This window comes from Terriglobales bacterium (assembly GCA_035764005.1).
In the GTDB taxonomy this organism is placed as follows: domain Bacteria; phylum Acidobacteriota; class Terriglobia; order Terriglobales; family Acidobacteriaceae; genus Gp1-AA112.
Genome location: DASTZZ010000071.1, coordinates 1 through 17015, shown reverse-complemented (window position 1 = coordinate 17015; position 17015 = coordinate 1). Strand labels below are relative to the sequence as shown.

Annotated in this window: 13 protein-coding genes and 1 tRNA gene; 11 read left to right on the top strand and 3 right to left on the bottom strand. The window is 56.5% G+C overall.

The annotated features are described in order from the left end of the window. Window positions 1-30 precede the first annotated feature (30 nt). Window positions 31-804 (top strand): SDR family NAD(P)-dependent oxidoreductase, encoded by a 774-nt coding sequence (locus VFU50_12110; GenBank protein HEU5233597.1) that lies wholly within the window; start codon window positions 31-33, stop codon window positions 802-804. Between the two features lie 62 nt (window positions 805-866). On the opposite strand, the gene VFU50_12105 is transcribed toward VFU50_12110, so the two are convergent. Then, on the bottom strand, window positions 867-3341 hold the full coding sequence (locus tag VFU50_12105) for an ADOP family duplicated permease (GenBank protein ID HEU5233596.1): 2475 nt from the start codon (window positions 3339-3341) through the stop codon (window positions 867-869). 396 nt (window positions 3342-3737) lie between these two features. Between VFU50_12105 and VFU50_12100 the strand changes: the two genes are divergently transcribed. The 3 genes from VFU50_12100 to VFU50_12090 all read left to right on the top strand — a co-directional run bounded on the left by VFU50_12100 (window position 3738) and on the right by VFU50_12090 (window position 7364). Beyond that, complete coding sequence (locus VFU50_12100; protein HEU5233595.1) at window positions 3738-5420, top strand: 30S ribosomal protein S1; 1683 nt, start codon at window positions 3738-3740, stop codon at window positions 5418-5420. A gap of 160 nt (window positions 5421-5580) precedes the next feature. Next, window positions 5581-6033 (top strand): DUF2844 domain-containing protein, encoded by a 453-nt coding sequence (locus VFU50_12095; GenBank protein ID HEU5233594.1) that lies wholly within the window; start codon window positions 5581-5583, stop codon window positions 6031-6033. Then, on the top strand, window positions 6030-7364 hold the full coding sequence (locus VFU50_12090; protein ID HEU5233593.1) for a DUF3443 family protein: 1335 nt from the start codon (window positions 6030-6032) through the stop codon (window positions 7362-7364). The genes VFU50_12095 and VFU50_12090 overlap by 4 nt, the downstream gene beginning before the upstream one ends. A 220-nt stretch (window positions 7365-7584) precedes the next feature. Here the strand turns inward: VFU50_12090 and VFU50_12085 are convergent, their stop codons facing one another. Beyond that, entirely contained in the window at window positions 7585-7992 is a 408-nt protein-coding gene (locus VFU50_12085; protein HEU5233592.1) for a hypothetical protein, read from the bottom strand. A 472-nt stretch (window positions 7993-8464) separates the two neighbouring features. On the opposite strand from VFU50_12085, the gene VFU50_12080 reads away from it, so the two are divergent. The 7 genes from VFU50_12080 to VFU50_12050 all read left to right on the top strand — a co-directional run bounded on the left by VFU50_12080 (window position 8465) and on the right by VFU50_12050 (window position 16624). Then, window positions 8465-9022 (top strand): hypothetical protein, encoded by a 558-nt coding sequence (locus VFU50_12080; GenBank protein HEU5233591.1) that lies wholly within the window; start codon window positions 8465-8467, stop codon window positions 9020-9022. A gap of 170 nt (window positions 9023-9192) precedes the next feature. Then, entirely contained in the window at window positions 9193-9909 is a 717-nt protein-coding gene (locus VFU50_12075) for a VTT domain-containing protein (GenBank protein HEU5233590.1), read from the top strand. A gap of 52 nt (window positions 9910-9961) precedes the next feature. Next, entirely contained in the window at window positions 9962-11050 is a 1089-nt protein-coding gene (locus VFU50_12070) for a beta-propeller fold lactonase family protein (GenBank protein ID HEU5233589.1), read from the top strand. A 54-nt stretch (window positions 11051-11104) separates the two neighbouring features. Beyond that, window positions 11105-11461, top strand: a complete 357-nt coding sequence (locus tag VFU50_12065; GenBank protein HEU5233588.1) for a helix-turn-helix transcriptional regulator — start codon at window positions 11105-11107, stop codon at window positions 11459-11461. A 5-nt stretch (window positions 11462-11466) separates the two neighbouring features. Further along, complete coding sequence (locus VFU50_12060; protein HEU5233587.1) at window positions 11467-14211, top strand: ABC transporter permease; 2745 nt, start codon at window positions 11467-11469, stop codon at window positions 14209-14211. A 154-nt stretch (window positions 14212-14365) separates the two neighbouring features. Continuing rightward, window positions 14366-16399 carry an aconitase family protein gene (locus tag VFU50_12055; GenBank protein HEU5233586.1) on the top strand — a complete coding sequence of 678 codons (2034 nt, stop codon included), beginning with the start codon at window positions 14366-14368 and terminating at the stop codon, window positions 16397-16399. A gap of 149 nt (window positions 16400-16548) precedes the next feature. Next, window positions 16549-16624 (top strand) — tRNA-Ala (locus VFU50_12050). A 58-nt stretch (window positions 16625-16682) separates the two neighbouring features. Here the strand turns inward: VFU50_12050 and VFU50_12045 are convergent. Next, a partial coding sequence (locus VFU50_12045) for a tyrosine-type recombinase/integrase (protein ID HEU5233585.1) occupies window positions 16683-17015 on the bottom strand: 333 nt, incomplete at its 5' end.

The following is a 17015-nucleotide window of genomic DNA, read 5'->3' as shown; positions in this document are numbered from 1 at the left end:
TTTGTTCTGAACATTCGAGGAGAGCCCAGCATGCAGAACGAGGGGATGTTCGCAACCTATCCAAGCCTGCGAGACAGAGTCGTTCTAGTCACAGGGGGCGCGAGTGGCATTGGGGAGGCCATTGTGGATGAATTCGCTGTGCAAGGAGCGCGGGTCTGCTTTTTCGACGTGCAGGACGAAGCCGCAGCTGCCCTCATGGCCCGATTGTCATTGTCACGGAATCCTCCCGCCTACTACTCCTGTGATCTCACCGATATCGCCGCGGTACAAGATAATGTGAAAAGAGTGTTGGAGCGTTTTGGGACAGTGGACGTGCTCGTCAACAATGCCGGCAATGACACCCGCCACAAAATTTCAGAGGTGACGCCGGAGTTCTGGGATTACACCATTGCTGTCAACCTGAAGCATCAGTTCTTTATGACACAGGCAGTCATCCCTTGCATGCAACAGGCGCAGCGCGGCTCGATTATCAACATGAGTTCGATCGGCTGGGTCATTCCGTCCGTCAATCAGGCGGTGTATGTAACAGCGAAGGCCGGCATTATCGGAATGACTCGCACGCTTGCTCACGAGCTTGGGTCAAGCAACATACGAGTGAATTCGATCATGCCCGGAGCTGTGCTTACCGAACGACAGCAAAGACTCTGGCTGACAGAAGCCTACAAAGGAGAAGTACTCTCGCAGCAGGCTCTGAAGAGAATGATTTTGCCTGAAGAAGTGGCGCGACTTGTGCTTTTCCTCGCTGCCGACGATAGTTCAGCAATCACGAACCAGAGCTACATCATCGACGCCGGCTGGGTCTAACAATTTTCCGAATTAGGACAGCGCATATAAAAGCATAAAAGAAGACGTGTGACTCCAGGCTATCACTCCGTTCGGAGCGCCTGCATAACGTCGACTCTCGCAGCCCGCGCTGCCGGAACTAGCGATGCGATTACCGCTGCCGCAAGCAGCACAAACGCAGCAGCAATCAGAGGCAGGACGCTTGGCTTCTGAAGATTAAAAAGATACGTTCCCGCCACGCGGCTTAGCACCTCGCCTAGGACTGCTCCGGCTACTACTCCAATTGAGGCAATGATCGCTCCCTCAGTGATCACGCCCACCAATAGATCACGAGGTTGGGATCCGAGCGCCAACCGGATGCCAAATTCCCGAATCCGTCCGCTCACTGAAAACGCCAAGACTCCCGCGACTCCGACGATCGCAATCGTCAGCGCAACCGCAGCGAATCCGCCAAATACGAAAGTATTCAGGCGTTCTGGAGTCAGCACCTCGGCGCGGACATCGTCGAGTGTGGCAGCGTGTTCGACTGGTTCATCTGCAGATAAGGTGCGGATGATTCGTGTGACCGGAGTCACCAGCGCATAGGGATCGGTGTGGGTGTGAATGAAGACGCGCCCGCCGAGCAGGAGTCCCTCCTGGAACGGAGAATAAACAGTCAGGGTTGGCTCGGGGATCATGTGTTCGTCGTCAATATCCGCGGCAACGCCAACAATCCGTCGCGGCGTCGGCTTGATGCCGATGAATTTCATTACGGGATCCGTCCACATGATATGGCGATTCAGTGGGTCCTGATTTGGGAATATGCGCTGGGCAAGGGTTTGGCTGATGATCACAACGCTGTCTGTATCTTTTCGGTCCAGGTCATTGAAGTCGCGCCCCGCGAGGATAGGAACCCGCAGAGTTGAGAAGAATCCAGGCGAGATGGTCCGGAGCTGAGCGCGAGGTTCTTCCCCCGCGGGTTGGACGTGCCCTTCAGCCTCGAATAGGAACCCGGTGCCGAACGAACCGGCGTCGCGCCAGGGAACGATAAGGCCGAAAGCAGCATTATCTACACCAGGGAGCTGCCTGATTTGTCGCATTGCCTCCTGATAAAAGTCGACGACCTGCTCCGGCGTCTTGCCATAGGAAACTGCGGGAACATTGATGGCGAGCACGTTCTGAGTATCGAATCCAGACTGCGCCGTTCGGAGTGAGAGCAGTGTCTTCAGCAACATGCTCGCGCCGGCGAGCAGAATGAACGACGCAGCGATTTGCGTGATGGCAAAAGCGCGCAGCCGCTTGGTGGTATTGCCGGTGATCCGCAGCCCACCGCTGGCAAGGCCAATTCCCTGCGAGGTATTCGCCTTTGGCAGACGAGGTACGAATGCCAGAACCACAGCCGCGATGAGAGCCAATCCTGCGCTCACCCACAGCATGCTCGAGTCCACGTTTAGATCGAGCGCACGTACGGAGAACTTCGAAGCATAGCGGGCAAGAATGGCGACCATTGGTCTGGCGCTCAAGACTCCAAGCGTGGCTCCGGCTAGGCACAGAAGAAGACTTTCACACAGCAGCGTCCAACGCAGCGCCCGGTTGCTGGCGCCCAGTGCAGCGCGAATCGCGAGTTCGCCTTCGCGGCGCACGGTGCGAGCCAAAATCAGGTTGGCGACATTTGAACATGCGATGACAAAAACCAGTGCGGACGAGATAAGCAGCACCAGCAGCACCGTGCGCGCATTCGAAGTGATCTGGTCGCGCAGCATTCTTGCTTCGATCGCGAAATTTGCTTTCGCCGGATAATCTTTTGGGTACTCCTTCATGACGGCGTTGTGCACACTCGTCAGTTCGGCGCGAGCTTGATCGAGCGTGGCGCCGGGTGCGAGGCGTCCAAAGAGCTCGGTCATGCGGTGGACGCGTCCCGTCACCATCGTGGCCGACAGGTGATGAGGACTGGTAACGATATTGCTGATGATCTCGGTCTCGGTGGGATAAGGCACAGAAGGTTCGAGCACCCCGACGATGGTTGCAGAACGGGTGCCGATCGAATCGAGCCGGACGGTCTTGCCAATTACGGTTGGATCGCTTTTCAATGCGGTCGTCCAGAAGCGATGAGTCAGCACAATGGCGCCGGCGGCGTTGGGGCCATCGTCGTGCGCGTCGAGCAAGCGGCCAAGCTCAGGTTTCAAGCCGACAACATCGAAATACGAGCCGCTAACCACTCCTCCGCGTACGACCCGAGGCTCGCCCAATCCGATCATGGTGAAGCCCATGGTAGAGAAGTCGCCAAACTCGCCGACTGTCTTGACTCGATCCTTCAGGTCCTGGATCTCCGGCACGGAGAAATTCGCGTTTTCAGTGTCGAGTCCGCGCGCACTCTGGCGGATGTAAATCAGCCGGTCTTCGCCGCGATTCACCAGCGGTTTGAGGAGCACTCCTCGAACCAGTGTGAAAATGGCAGCGTTGGCGCCAATACCGAGAGCCAGCGTGAGGATGACCGTAATTGAGAGGCCCTTCACGCGCATCAACGAACGCGCTGCAAACTTCAGGTCCTGGAACATCACGCCTGGGTTGAGTGTCATGGCTGCATCTCCATCGCCGAGTTGGTCACTGGTTCGACGTTTGCTTCAATGGGTTTCGACAATCGTCTATCGGGAATCTGATAAGGAATGTTATCGATACCCGTGCAGGTTTGATTCCCGGTCAGGGCGATTTGCAAGTAATGGATTTCAGGAACCTAGCCTCACGTTCCCCGGGGAGTCAAGCGCTCCTTTTGTTCATTGCCGAAGGGTTCTGTTCAATAACGCACAGTTTGGTTCTGAGGCCCGGGATTCGGCGCAGGCCTGAGGGAAGTGCAGCGTCAAAATCGTGGCAAGCCGGTAAAAGCGAGCGTTGCGGAAACCCAGCAATCACAGTCTCCTTTGCAGGTGTCGATCCGATGTTATCGTTGATGAAGACTCTACCTCACGAGACTAGCAGTGACTCCCAATCCAGATACTCCCGAAGTGCCGAGCTCCGAAACCACCGAATCTTTCAGCGGACTTCTCTCTCAATACCAGCCAGGCAGATCGCGTCCACAGTCGGCGGGCAATCAGATCGAAGGGACTGTTATCGCGATCTCGACCGACTCGGTCTACGTGGATATTGGTTTCAAGACCGAAGGCATTCTGCCGTTGGCCGAAGTTCAGCTTTCCGGTCAGGTTCCCAAAACGGGCGAGAAGATTCTGGTCGCGATCAAAGGACGCGATCCCGAGGGCTACTATCAGCTTTCCCGTTTCAAGATTTCGCGGCCGACAGATTGGGATTCGCTGCAGAAAGCCTTTGAAGAGAAGGCCACAATCGTAGGAACCGTGACTGGAGTAGTGAAGGGTGGCCTGAGTATCGACCTTGGGGTGCGCGCTTTCATGCCGGCTTCGCGTACCGGCACTCGCGATGCTGTAGAGATGGAAAAACTGATCGACCAGGAGATTCGCTGCCGGATCACGAAACTCGATGTTGCCGATGAGGATGTTGTCGTGGATCGCCGGGTCATCGCTGAAGAAGAGGAGCGTTCGCAGAAAGAGCGGCGCTACTCGGAACTGAAAGAAGGAAATGTCATCCGCGGAGTCGTGCGCAGTCTCACCGATTACGGAGCGTTCATCGACCTCGGCGGAGTGGACGGGCTCCTGCACGTAGGTGAGATCTCATGGGCACGAATCAGCAAGCCTGAAGATGCGCTCAGCGTTGGTCAGGAGATCGAAGCGAAGGTCATCAAGATCGAATCGGACAAGCGACGAATCGCGCTCAGCCTTCGCCAACTCCAGCCACATCCGTGGGAAGCAGGCGCGGGGAAGTACAAGATTGGTGATCGTGTACGCGGCGTCATCACCCGTGTTTTAGAGTTCGGTGCGTTCATAGAAGTGGAACCAGGAATCGAAGGCCTCATTCACGTTTCCGAAATGTCGTGGGTGAAGCGTGTACGGAAGGCAAGCGATTTGCTGAAGGCCGGCGAAACCGTTGAGGTCATCGTGCTCGGCATCAATCCAGCGGAGCGCAGGATGTCTCTTGGATTGAAGCAGGCCCTCGGTGATCCATGGAAGGACGCAGAGCGAAAATTCTCCTCCGGCACGGTTGTCGAAGGCCCGGTCACGCGAATGACAAACTTTGGCGCGTTCATCGAAGTGGCGGAAGGAATCGAGGGAATGATTCATGTCAGCGAGATCAGTGCAGAAAAGCACATCAATCATCCACGTGACGTTTTCAAAGTGGGACAGCGCGCAAAAGCACAAGTGCTCTCAGTCGATAAAGAAAAGCGCCAACTTCGACTGAGCATGAAGCAGATGGTCCCCAGCAGCCTCGAGGAGTACATTGGCGATCGAAAACAAGGGGATGTTGTGAGCGGTCGCGTGATCAGCATCTCTGGCGACACTGCCCAAGTGGAGCTTGGAGAAGGCGTACGTGGGACCTGCAGGATCACGCAACCTGGAGCAGAGTCTCAGGAACACGCGTCTCCAGGAACTCTCGATTTGTCGGCCCTCAGTTCGATGCTGAGTGCTCGCTGGAAATCCGGAAGCGCAGCTGGTTCCACGGGCAAAAGCGGGCTCGTCCCAGGTCAGGTGCGCAGCTTTCGTATAAGCAGACTCGACGCCGAATCAAAGCAGATCGAATTAGAATTGGCGTAATTCGCCAACGGCTGTGCAGTCGCGAGATTACTGCGCGCGCCTTACTTCTCAATGGCCATGTCCTTTCGATAGCTACGCGGAAGCCCGCAACTTAGGCATCCTTTCTGTGTTTACCCAGTTCAACCAATAGAGACACAGGTGTGTCTTTCGTGAGGCATGAATGCGTGTGCTGTCTCCCCGCCCCTTCCTTCTCTGCTTAATTGTTTCTGCATTCTCGTACTCCGCTTTCGCTGCGCTTGGAGGTGATGTCACTTCAATTCAGGCGGATCAGGCGCACATGCGCGCGCAGCGCCGAGTGATTCAAAACGCCGCCTACACAGTGCACGAGATGCAAAGCGAGTCGACCACAGTCGTGCGCGAGTTCGTGTCGCCTGACGGCAAAGTATTCGGCATCTCCTGGCAGGGTCCCAGCCGTCCCGATTTGCAACAAATGCTTGGAAGCTACTACTCAGAATTTACAGCCGCCAGGCCAACGCACCGCATGCATGGGCCAGTAACAATTCGAACCCAAAATTTAGTGATTCAATCGGGCGGGCATATGCGCGCTCTGACTGGAAGAGCCTACATTCCCGCAATGGTACCAGCCGACGTACGCCTCGAGGACATTAAGTGAAAAACACATTTCGCGTTCTTCGATTTGCTGCGCTATTCTCATTCGCCTTTCTTCTCGCGGCATGCGGAAGCGGAGGAAGTTCGTCTTCATCCGGAGGAGGATTCAGCTCTGGAGGCGACGGATCAACTGGCACGCAATCCAGCAATAATTCGACCCAGCTGGTAGTCGATTTCGGACCAGCTGAGTTGCTGAATGCTGGATTCGCCGATGAAGATGTGCCATTCATAAGCGTTACAGTCTGCGTTCCGGGAACCCCAACCTGTCAGATCATCGATCACGTGGAAGTAGATACCGGATCGGAAGGACTGCGAATCGTTTCCCCGGCCTTAACTTTGTCCCTTCCACAGCAGACTTCCGGCAACAACGCAATCGCTGAGTGCGTTCAATTTGGCGATCTCACGTATGGCTGGGGACCTGTCGAGAGTGCCGATATTCAGATCGCCGGCGAAGTTGCGAAGAGCGTTCCGATTCACATCCTGGAGCAGGACTTCCAGACAACACCCACAAGCTGCAGCTCTGGCCAGACCGGTGGCCAGCTCTTCGATATTCAAAGTTTGGGAGCCAAAGCGCTTCTCGGAATCGGAGTATTTCGCCAGGACTGCGGGCCGGGGTGCTCAACCGGAGCTCCTTCCGGAGCTTACTACAGCTGTGACGGAACCAACTGCACGCCTACTTCAGAAAGTCTGACTGCACAGGTGCAAAACCCAGTATGGATGTTTCCTACCGATAACAACGGGGTCATGATGACGCTGCCATCTGTGCCCGATACGGGACAAACGACCGCAACCGGAACCCTAACGTTTGGCATCGGGACTCAGTCCAACAATGGATTGGGGAGTGCAACCGTGCTTCCGGTGGATCCCGGCACGGGAAACTTTGCCGCTCAGTTCATGGGCACCTTGTACAACGATTTCAACGGAACCGGCAGTGGTCACGGATCGAGCTTCATCGATAGCGGTTCGAACGGCTTCTTCTTCCTTGACTCGGCTACCTTGAGCAACCAATTTGGGTTGAATATTCCTGACTGTCCGCAATCAGGGCCGAACGCGCTCATGGGCTTCTATTGTCCAGGAACTACACAGCAGATTTCCGTGAACGTCTTAGGCGAGACTGCAAATGGGACGCCTGTGGGTTCGGCTCGCACCATCACGTTTAACGTCGCGAACGCCAGCACACTATTCCAAAATAATTTCTCGGCATTCAACGATGTGGGGGGAGAAAACTCCAACAGCTTTGACTTTGGACTCCCGTTCTTTTTTGGGAAGACGGTGCTTACCGCGATTGAAGGGCAAGCTACTCCCGCCGGGAACGGCCCGTATGTTGCCTTCTGAGCAGCCGGTACTCCCCGGCTCTTGTTTCTGTAGAGCGCACGTTTTCGCGCTGCGAAGCAAACCTCGTGGAATTGTTTTGAACAGTCACGACTTTAGTTGTGCCTTGCACCGTCGCAATAGAATGAGCGCCAAATTCGCGGCATAATCTTGCGTCATCCCGCGGTTCAGCGCTCGATCGTTCTCCGTTTCTCGACGACGTAACACCACTCGTCCCGATCGGTCAGCGACCTGATTGCTCCGCTACAACGCCCTCAACGGACGTGTGGTTTGCATTCACCATCACTTGTACACGCTTACGTGAGAGCGGAAAATGCAGAGTTCCAGTCGGAGTCACCACATCGGTTAGGAAGTACTGGTTGCCGATCTTCACAAACTCCAGGCGTGCTCCATTGACTGTCGAATCGATTGCGCTCGCTCGGCTTAGTACTAACGAGCCATCAGCCACAAACGCAATGCCGGTGCTGTCGTTCGAAGATGGCCTTTGAATGTTATAACTCGCAGCCTGCAGTGTGTTTTTGCCGACAACGAAATCGAACGGCACCGTCACCTTCAAAACTGTCTGAGCATTCACCAAATTCGCCGCGCACAGAGTGCCCGCAATAAACAGCAGAGACAACATTTTCTTCATTACTACTTTCTCCTGAGCGCATCACAATCCGCGCTGGCATATCGACGCTTTCGCTGTGTCAAAGATTCGTTACGGGACGTAAATCGCGGGAGCAAATGTCATTTTGGGAACACGGAGCATGAATGCGGGACGAAGATTCAGAACGGTGCTGAAGGCTTGATGATGAGGGGAAGACCGCGGCTGCTGAGCTCCAAAGCGGTCGAGCACCAGCCTCAAACGTGGACAGGCAGCAGGATCGCCCCATGCTGTTGGTCTGTAATTTTCAGCGGAGCCTGATTCGCCCCAATCACGATTTGTTCCAAAACGGACCAATTAATCAATTAGTAAACGTTACATAAGGACTGGGTAACGTTACTGTCTATAGAAATCTATTACTCGGCTATGCCTTCCCAGTATCTTTGACGCTAACAGCCCCAGGAAATCCAGTTCCAAAAGCGAACGCATTTTGTTCGCGACGGGAGGAATGAGTTTCATGAGGAAAGTACTGTTTGCGAGTTTCTTCGTATTGGCCGCCAGCTTCTCGCTCTTCGCGCAGAAGTCGTCGGACAAGATGGACGTATTCGGCGGATATTCATTTGTCCGCTTTAACCCGGGCCAGGGTGCCGATGCTATCAACCAGAACGGCTGGGAGAGCATGGCAACGTTTCGCCTGAACCCGGTATTCGGCATATCCGCTGACGTGGACGGCACCTACAAGAGCCAGAGCGGAGCCAACCAGCACATCTACACCTACTTGTTCGGTCCCGAGTTCAAGAAAGCGAACGACAAGGGTGCGTTGTTCGTTCACGGGCTTATGGGCTTCGCCCATGATAGCGTGAGCGCAAACATCCTGGGCACCAACGTGTCGGTTGCGGACAACGCATTCGCGATGGCGTTCGGCGGTGGCTATGACTGGAGAGCATCTCAGTCGATGTCGATTCGCCTTTTCCAGGCTGACTATCTGGTCACGCGCTTCGGAAGCGCAACCCAGAACAATATTCGCCTCTCCTTCGGTGTGACCTTCCACCCGAAGTTCGGACGCGGTTTCTAATCGAGCTGAGACCAACTGAAAACAGCAAGCCCATCTCTGCAGCCGCAGGGATGGGCGCTCTTTTTGTGCCGTTTCCTTCCCCTCTGCTGCCGAACCTCCATTGCCACTCGTTTACAAGCTTTAAGCTACGCAAAGATCGATGGCAGCATTAAGCTGCATCTAAAAGCCAGATGTTTTGGAAGGTTGCCAAGTCGATTGCGACGCATCGAGCGCTGGGCGCTGCGATTCAGCAGCAGCACCGCCGCACGCAGAGTCCTGCGATCCTGCGCCTGTTCTCCCACTGGGGTGGGCTGGGGCTCGTGCCGCTGGCGATTCTCGACAGCTCACTCATTCCAACCTTTGGCAGTGTCGATATCCTCACCGCGTTTCTATCTGCCCGGCACCCCGATCTCTGGCTGTACTACGCCAGTATGGCGACGCTCGGCGCAATGATTGGCGCCTACATTACGTACAAGCTCGGAGCGCGTACTGGACGCGGATGGATGGAACGCAAGTTCGGCGAGCGTCGCTCGCACCAGGTGGAGTATGCGCTCGAGCGCTGGGGATTTGGCGCGGTATTCGTTTCTACTGTTGCGCCGCCGCCGTGGCCCACGGCGGTGTTTCTGCTCGCTGCAGGAGCTTTTCAATACAAGCTGCGCAAGTTCTTCGCAGCGGTATTCTTCGGTCGCGCAACCCGCTATACGTTGCTCACGATTGTCGCAGCTCACTACGGTCGGCGGATTATGCGTTACATGCGGCATCCCGGACAGTATCTTTGGATCTCGCTCGGAGTTACCTTCCTGATCGTGGTAGCGACATTTGTGGCAATGAAGTTTTTGGGAACGTCTGCCCGCGTTCCGCAATCAAACGTGCCGCAGTCGAGTCCGCGCGGCTACAGCGCAAGCTAATCCCCCGCTGCTTACATTCCTTAACGTCTTACACTGGTAGTGACACATATTCTTGAATTCAAAGCCAATCGTTCTGGAGTGGGAGCAAGTGCGCGTAAGACTTCTATCAGCTTTCTTTGTATTGGGATTGTCAGTTCTGCTGTCGGCCTGCGGCAGCTCCCATCGTCATTTTGTTTATGCCCTGGGTAGCAATGCGGAGACCATCTTTGGTTTTGAGGAGCAGTCGTCGGCAGGCCTCAGCAGCATCTCCGGATCGCCTTTCGCGACCGGCAGCATCCCCACCGCGATCGCGGTAACGCCTGCACGGAACTTTGCCTACGTGCTCAGCTCCGGCGGTAACGGCATCCTTGCATATACCTTTGACAAGAGCAAAGGCGGACTTACAGCTGCGGCGGGAGCTGTCGCGACGCAAACGAACCCGGTCGCGATCGCAATCGATCCTTCCAGCCAGCACGTTTACGTGTTGAATCAAGGCTCCAGCAGTATCTCCGCCTATTCCATCGACCAGACTACCGGTGTGCTTACTCCCATTTCGGGATCGCCTTTTTCAACCGTTTCTGGTCCTGTGTCGATGGCGATGTCGGGCAAAGGAGATGCTTTGTATGTTGTCAGTCCCACGCAAGGTGTGGCGTCGTTCTCGATCAAATCGGATGGGACGCTAGCAGCAGGACAGGCACCCATGGCTGTCGGCACTTCGCCGGCGTTCGTGACCGTCGATCCCGGCAATCACTTCGTCTACGTTGCCGATCAAACGAGCAATGCCGTTTTTGGCTTCACCGTGTCCGGGACATCTCTGACGGCAATCAGTGGATCATTCGCCACCGGCACCACTCCTGTGAGCCTGGCCATGCGTCCAGATGGCAAGTTCCTCTACGTCGCCAATCAAGGCTCGAACAATGTCTCGGCATTTGCCATCGGCTCCGGCGGAGCGCTCACCGCCGTCTCGGGCTCGCCATTCGGCGCAGGAACAGCGCCAACTTTCGTCATTGTGAACCACAACGGCGATCACCTCTACGTAGCCGATCGAGATTCGAACGACATCACCGATTTCGCCATCTCCGGCAGCGGTTCTCTCACTGCAGCTGCAGGATCGCCATACACGATCGGAACCAATCCCGTGTGGATCGCGGTTACGGACTAGCGCGCTGTAGGTGCTCTTGACCACAATATATATTAAGTAATATATATTGTGGTTGTGACTAAGTCTGTCTCGCCCGACGATTTTCTCCCTCTCAAACCACACTGGTTTCACGTGATGCTCTCGCTGGCGAACCAGGAGCAGCATGGTTACGGAATCATGCAGGAAGTCCTGGAGCGCACCGACGGCAAGGTGCGGCTCTGGCCAGCCACACTCTATGGCACATTGAAGCGGCTGATCGACGAAGGACTGTTGGAGGAATCAAGCGAACGGCCTGATCCTGTACTAGATGATTCTCGCAGGCGATATTACCGACTTACCAAATTGGGAAAGCGGGTGCTTGCCGCCGAAACCGAACGACTGGAGGACCTGGTCAAGGTCATACGTGCGAAACGCAGGCTTGCGGAGGCGTAGCTGCCATGAATATTTCTTCCAAGCGCAAGCTCGCTTTCACTTCGCGCCTTTATCGCTCGTTGGCGAGCGCCTTCCCACGCGAGTTCAAGAACCTGTATGGAGAGGAACTGCTGCAGGCGGGCGACGGTGCCATCCAATTTGCCGCCGAGGAATACGGCGTAGTGGGAGTGATTCGTTTGCTGTGGGATATCGCTTGTCGTATCCCAGCCGAGTACGCGGCAGAGATTCGGCAGGACCTTCGCTTCGGCTTGCGTACGCTGGCCAAGTCGCCTGGCTTTACAGCAGTCGCCTTGATTTCTCTAACACTCGGCATTTGCATCGCAACCTGCGCGATCAGCGAGATGAATGGCATTGTGCTGCGCAATCTGCCCGAAGTGCCTCATCCCGAGCAGTTGGTTGCGTTGCTTGCGCCCACCTCTTATCCCAATTTCGAAAGCTACCGCGATCGAAAGGACTTATTTTCTTCCACTGCCGCGTATGTAGCACCAGTGTCGTTCGCGGTCGTGCTCGGCGCTCGCAGCGAGCGCACCTTCGGCCAACTGGTTACGCCTTCGTATTTCGAAACTTATGAAGTCGTTCCTGTGTTGGGACGATTCTTCAGCGCCGACGAAGAACAAACTGATCGTGCTCCAAACGTCGTCGTGAGCTACCGGTTTTGGACAGATAACCTCGGCTCTGATCCGCAGGTGGTCGGCAAGGCTCTTACGCTGAACGGTCATCCCGCGACCGTGATTGGTGTTGCTCCAGAGAATTTTTTCGGTGCTTCTCCCGCTCTTTTTGCAGCCGACATCTGGCTGCCCATGTTCGCCGGTGAGGCGATTGCCCCTGAACTTTCCGACGGCGCGCTGACTCGGCGGGATGTAGCACTCTTCCGTGTCGTTGGGCGATTACAGCCGGGCGTCACCGCCAGCCGTGCCGAAGCGGCGCTCGATGCGATCACCCAGCAGCTTGAACAGGACAATGGCGAAAAGCAGAGTAAACGAAGAGGCCGACGTGTGTTCCTGGTGGATGGTGGCAAGCTTTTGCCGCTGCGCAAGCAAGACCGTCCGTTCTTTACTTCATTCCTTCTGCTGATGGCTGGACTAGTGGTGCTGATCGCTTGCGCGAACGTCGCCAACATGATGCTGGCTCGCGCCACTGAACGGCGCCGGGAGATCGCGGTCAGGCTAAGCCTCGGCGCAAGCCGCGCGCGCCTCGTCCGCCAGCTGGTGACGGAGAACATGATCATTGCCGCTGCAGCGGGCGTGCTCGGGCTGCTTGCGTCCGCATGGCTCATGCATTTGCTCTCACAGCTTCGCCTGCCACTGCCGATGCCTGTCAGTTACGACCTCACGCCGGATGCTCACGTCCTTTTCTTCAGCATGGCTTTGACGCTGATGACCGGATTCTTCTTCGGATTGGCGCCGGCGCTGCACGCAACCGGGCCGCACATTGCCGAAGCATTGAAAGATGGCCGCGACGTAAGGTTCACAAAATTCCGCCGCATTGGATTACGCAATCTGCTGATGGTTTCGCAGGTCGCGGGATCGCTCACGGTTCTCATAGTGCTGGCGCTCATGTCCATCGGTATCCAGACCACAATGGGAGTGAGAGCCGGCTTCGACGCTCGTAATCTTTACCTGCTCTCGATGGACCCGGTGCGCGACGGATATCCGTCGGAGAAGGTCGGCGATTTTCTTGAAAAGCTTCTCGAACGACTGCAAGCGCTACCGACAGTTGCGGCTGCAACGCTCACGGAATCGATTCCCGTATCGCTACCCAGCCGCTTTGTAAGCTTGTCCGCACCCACCGACCGCTTCGGGCATTCCGAGATTGCGGATGCGGTTGCGAGTCACGTTGTCGGCAAGGATTACTTCGAAACCACGGGAGTTCCAATTCAGCTAGGTCGTGCATTCCTTCGCAGCGATGAAACCAGCGATACAAAAGCGGTCATTGTGAGCCAGGCGTTGGTCCAGAAGCTGTGGCCGGGAGAAAATCCGATTGGCCGACGGGTTGAAATTGCGAACGATGCCCTCACCCCGCCGAAAATCTTACCGGGATCCTTCGACTATCGTGCTCAAGTCGGGACCGGAGACGTGCAGGGGTATCAGGTAGTTGGAGTCGCGGGCGATGTCGCCGAGGGCCTCGTCGTGCAAAAGCCGCGGCCTGCCGTCTATTTTCCGCTGAATGGCTCGACATTTCAGCGACCTTCGCTTGATGGAGTCACGCTGATCGTTCGCGGAACGCCGGGGGCGAATCCCACCGACGCAGTGCAGAACGAAATCACCAGGCTCAGCGCGAATGTGACGCCCTTCAACGTAATGTCGATGAATGAACACATCGAGCAATTCATGTCGCCGTTGAAGATGGCTGCGTGGACGTACGGCGCGATTGGAATCTTTGGCCTGCTGCTCGCCTGCGTCGGCCTTGCGGGAATGAGCGCGTATTCCGTGTCGCAGCGTCGCCAGGAACTTGCGGTCCGACTGGCGATGGGAGCGCAGAAACGAGATGTGCTGCGGCTGGTGATCGGCGAAGGATCTTTTCTGCTCATCTTGGGCTCCATTTGGGGAATAATGTTGGCTTTGGCCGCGGAGCGAGCGCTTTCGGCGATGTCGTCCACAGCGGGCCAGGTGAATAGCACCAGCAGCTCGAATCCTGTCGTGCTGATTGGCGCACCACTGCTGCTTATTGCACTTGGATTGCTCGCCTGCTATTTGCCCGCACGGCAATCGGCGTTGATCGATCCGGCACATGCGCTCCGGCAGGAATAGACTGAACCGGCGCCGGTAGGCGGTGGGCCGGAGATGCCGAATGGCAGCTCCGGGCTCACAATGATCGTTGCACTGTGAAAGTAAGCGCAGCCGCAACACACGCGGCCGCCCGCCGGCGGTTCTGTTGCCGTCTCCAGTCAGCTAAAATTTACTTGTGCCCAGGCCTCTCCTCACGAGTGAAGTTCGCAAGCGTCCTGCGTCGGTCAAGCTCACCGGACGCATCCTCTTTCTCACTGAAGATCCCGAGGTCATCCGTCGCCAACTCGCGGGAGAAGACCTGCCGTGGGACACGAAAAATCCGGCAAACAATCCCAAGCTGCGCGACGACATCTCCACGGATGAGATCACGCCAGCGCACATCTGCTTCTTCTTCGATGAAACCCTGGGCGAGTTTCCCTACACCGGTCTGAAGTGCGGCAGCGATCTGCCGATTAAGCGCGGAGACGTAAAGCGCGGCGGATTCGTCGCAGCCGTGAGCGGGAAGAGGCGCGGCAAAGGATCAAGCCGCGAACAGTCGCCATATGCGGAGCTGTCGGCGGGAATCAAGCTGGTGATCGCCGAAAACATCGAACGCATCTACAAACAAAACTGCCAGAACCTCGGCGTACTCACGTCAACCGACTTCAGCCTCATCGATTGCATCCGCCGTGGCGAAGAGATTCCACTCGAGGTCTTCACGCGCGGAGAAGACGAGATTACGCGCCAGGTGATCGAATACGGTGGACTCTTCCCGTTCAACGTCGCGCGGATGCAGGGCAAGGTTTCCATTCCGGGAATCGACCCTAAGCTTCACCCTATGACGGTCACAGAAAAGATTTTCGCGCGCCACATGATCGCTCCCGATGGCAAAGTGGGAGTCCCGGCAGTGAAGCCCGGCGACTCCGGATTCGCGCGCACCGACTTGCGCTTCAGCCATGAGTACGTAACGCCTATGGCGGCGATCTTCTACGAGCACTTCGTCGGCAAGGACGCGCCCGTAAACGATCGCGAGAGCATCATGTTCTTCCGCGACCACCTCACGTTTCTCGACGAGGTCTTGTCGGAAGAAAAGAAGAAGATGGGCCTGCTTGACTTGGCCACGCAGCTCAAGATGAAGCAGGAGGCCTTCGCGCAATCGCAGGGCATAAAGCTGCACGGCGAGTTGAAGGACCGCAAAGGTTCCGAAGGCATCTGCCATTCCGTTATGGCCGAGAGCTATGCTCTGCCCGGACAGCTAAACGTCGGCTCAGATTCGCACACTCCGCACGTGGGAGCAGTCGGATGTGTCGCGTTCGGAATCGGGACTACCGACGTCTTCAACTCCTGGATCACGAAAGACGTCCGCGTGAAGGTTCCCGAATCGGTGAAGGTGATCGTTCGTGGCAAGCGCCGCACGAACGTCACCGCCAAGGATTACATCCTCAAGCTGCTCGCGATGGATTACATCCGCAGCGGCAAAGCTCTTGCCAAAGTGATGGAATACTCCGGTGAGGCCATCGAAGAGCTCGGAGTGGATGAGCGCGCCACGATGTGCAATATGGCCGCCGAAATCGGGGGCTTCACCGGTATCGTCGCTCCTGACAAAAAAGTCGTGGAGTTTCTCGTGGAGCGCCGCGGCATAAATCCTGGGAAAGCCGAAAAACTGCTCGGCGAGCTCTACAGCGATCCTGGAGCACAGTACGCGCATGTAATCGAGATGGACGCCTCTGAGATCTATCCCATGGTCGCTACGCCCGGAGATCCCGGCAACGGCAAGTACGTGCGCGAGCTGCACACGCCCGTTCCCATCGAGATCGCCTACGGCGGCACCTGCACCGCCGGCAAGAACGAAGACATGGACATGTACGCCGCCGTTCTAAGTGATGCCCTGCGTCAGGGTAAGCGCGTCTCGCCGTCGGTCCAGTTCTACATCCAGTTCGGCTCGCAGGAAACGCGCGAGTACTGCTTGCGCAAGGGCTATCTCGACATCTTCCGCCAGGCCGGAGCTAAAATGATCGAGCCGAGCTGTGGCGCCTGCATCAATGCCGGTCCGGGAGTGTCGACTCGTCCCGATCAGATCGTTATCAGCGCGCAAAACCGCAACTTCCCCGGCCGCAGCGGACCGGGACAGATGTATCTCGCGAGCCCCTACACGGTAGCAGCCAGTGCCATTGCTGGATACATCACCGAGTATCTACCCGCCGAAGCTCGCGAACGCGCACTGGTATAACAGAACCGCCGCCCGCAGGTGGTGGGGAAGCGCATGTTTTTGCAGGTGTAGGGCTGATTTTGGTGATCTCCCCGAAATGACGCGCTACACATCACGCAAACACCCTTCCTGCGCAGCACAGTCACTGTTAAAATCGAAGTACCTCAAGGGGGGCTATAGCTCAGCTGGGAGAGCGCATCGTTCGCAACGATGAGGTCGTCGGTTCGATCCCGACTAGCTCCACCATATTTTCAACCACTTAGCGCGCTCGCTTCAGGCATTTTCCGTTCCAAATCGTTCCAATTCAGTTGACTCTTCTGCTGTGAACTTGCTGCAACTGAGCTTGTCGCGTTTCCACCATCGCCATCGTGCGCTCAATGGCCCGCCGCTGACTGTCGGGAACATACTGCGCGTAGACGTCCATGGTGGTAGAGATGCGCGCGTGTCGCATCTGTCCTTGTACATCCTTCGGGTTTGCTCCAGCCTCGACCATCCACGTGGCGCAGGATGTTCGTAGTGAACGCCAAGTGGCCTTCTTCGGATCGAGCCCGAGCTTGATGGCTGCGGGGCGCAAGTGGCGGCGCAGGACGTTTCCGTCGCTGAGCGGGGCGCCTCGGCGGAGCGACTGAAACACCAG

Bases quoted from the DNA above. Each gene is read 5' to 3' on its own strand.
- VFU50_12110 (HEU5233597.1), top strand. From the start codon at position 31: ATGCAGAACGAGGGGATGTTCGCAACCTATCCAAGCCTGCGAGACAGA.
- VFU50_12105 (HEU5233596.1), bottom strand. From the start codon at position 3,341: ATGACACTCAACCCAGGCGTGATGTTCCAGGACCTGAAGTTTGCAGCG.
- VFU50_12095 (HEU5233594.1), top strand. From the start codon at position 5,581: ATGCGTGTGCTGTCTCCCCGCCCCTTCCTTCTCTGCTTAATTGTTTCT.
- VFU50_12085 (HEU5233592.1), bottom strand. From the start codon at position 7,992: ATGAAGAAAATGTTGTCTCTGCTGTTTATTGCGGGCACTCTGTGCGCG.
- VFU50_12080 (HEU5233591.1), top strand. From the start codon at position 8,465: ATGAGGAAAGTACTGTTTGCGAGTTTCTTCGTATTGGCCGCCAGCTTC.
- VFU50_12075 (HEU5233590.1), top strand. From the start codon at position 9,193: ATGTTTTGGAAGGTTGCCAAGTCGATTGCGACGCATCGAGCGCTGGGC.
- VFU50_12060 (HEU5233587.1), top strand. From the start codon at position 11,467: ATGAATATTTCTTCCAAGCGCAAGCTCGCTTTCACTTCGCGCCTTTAT.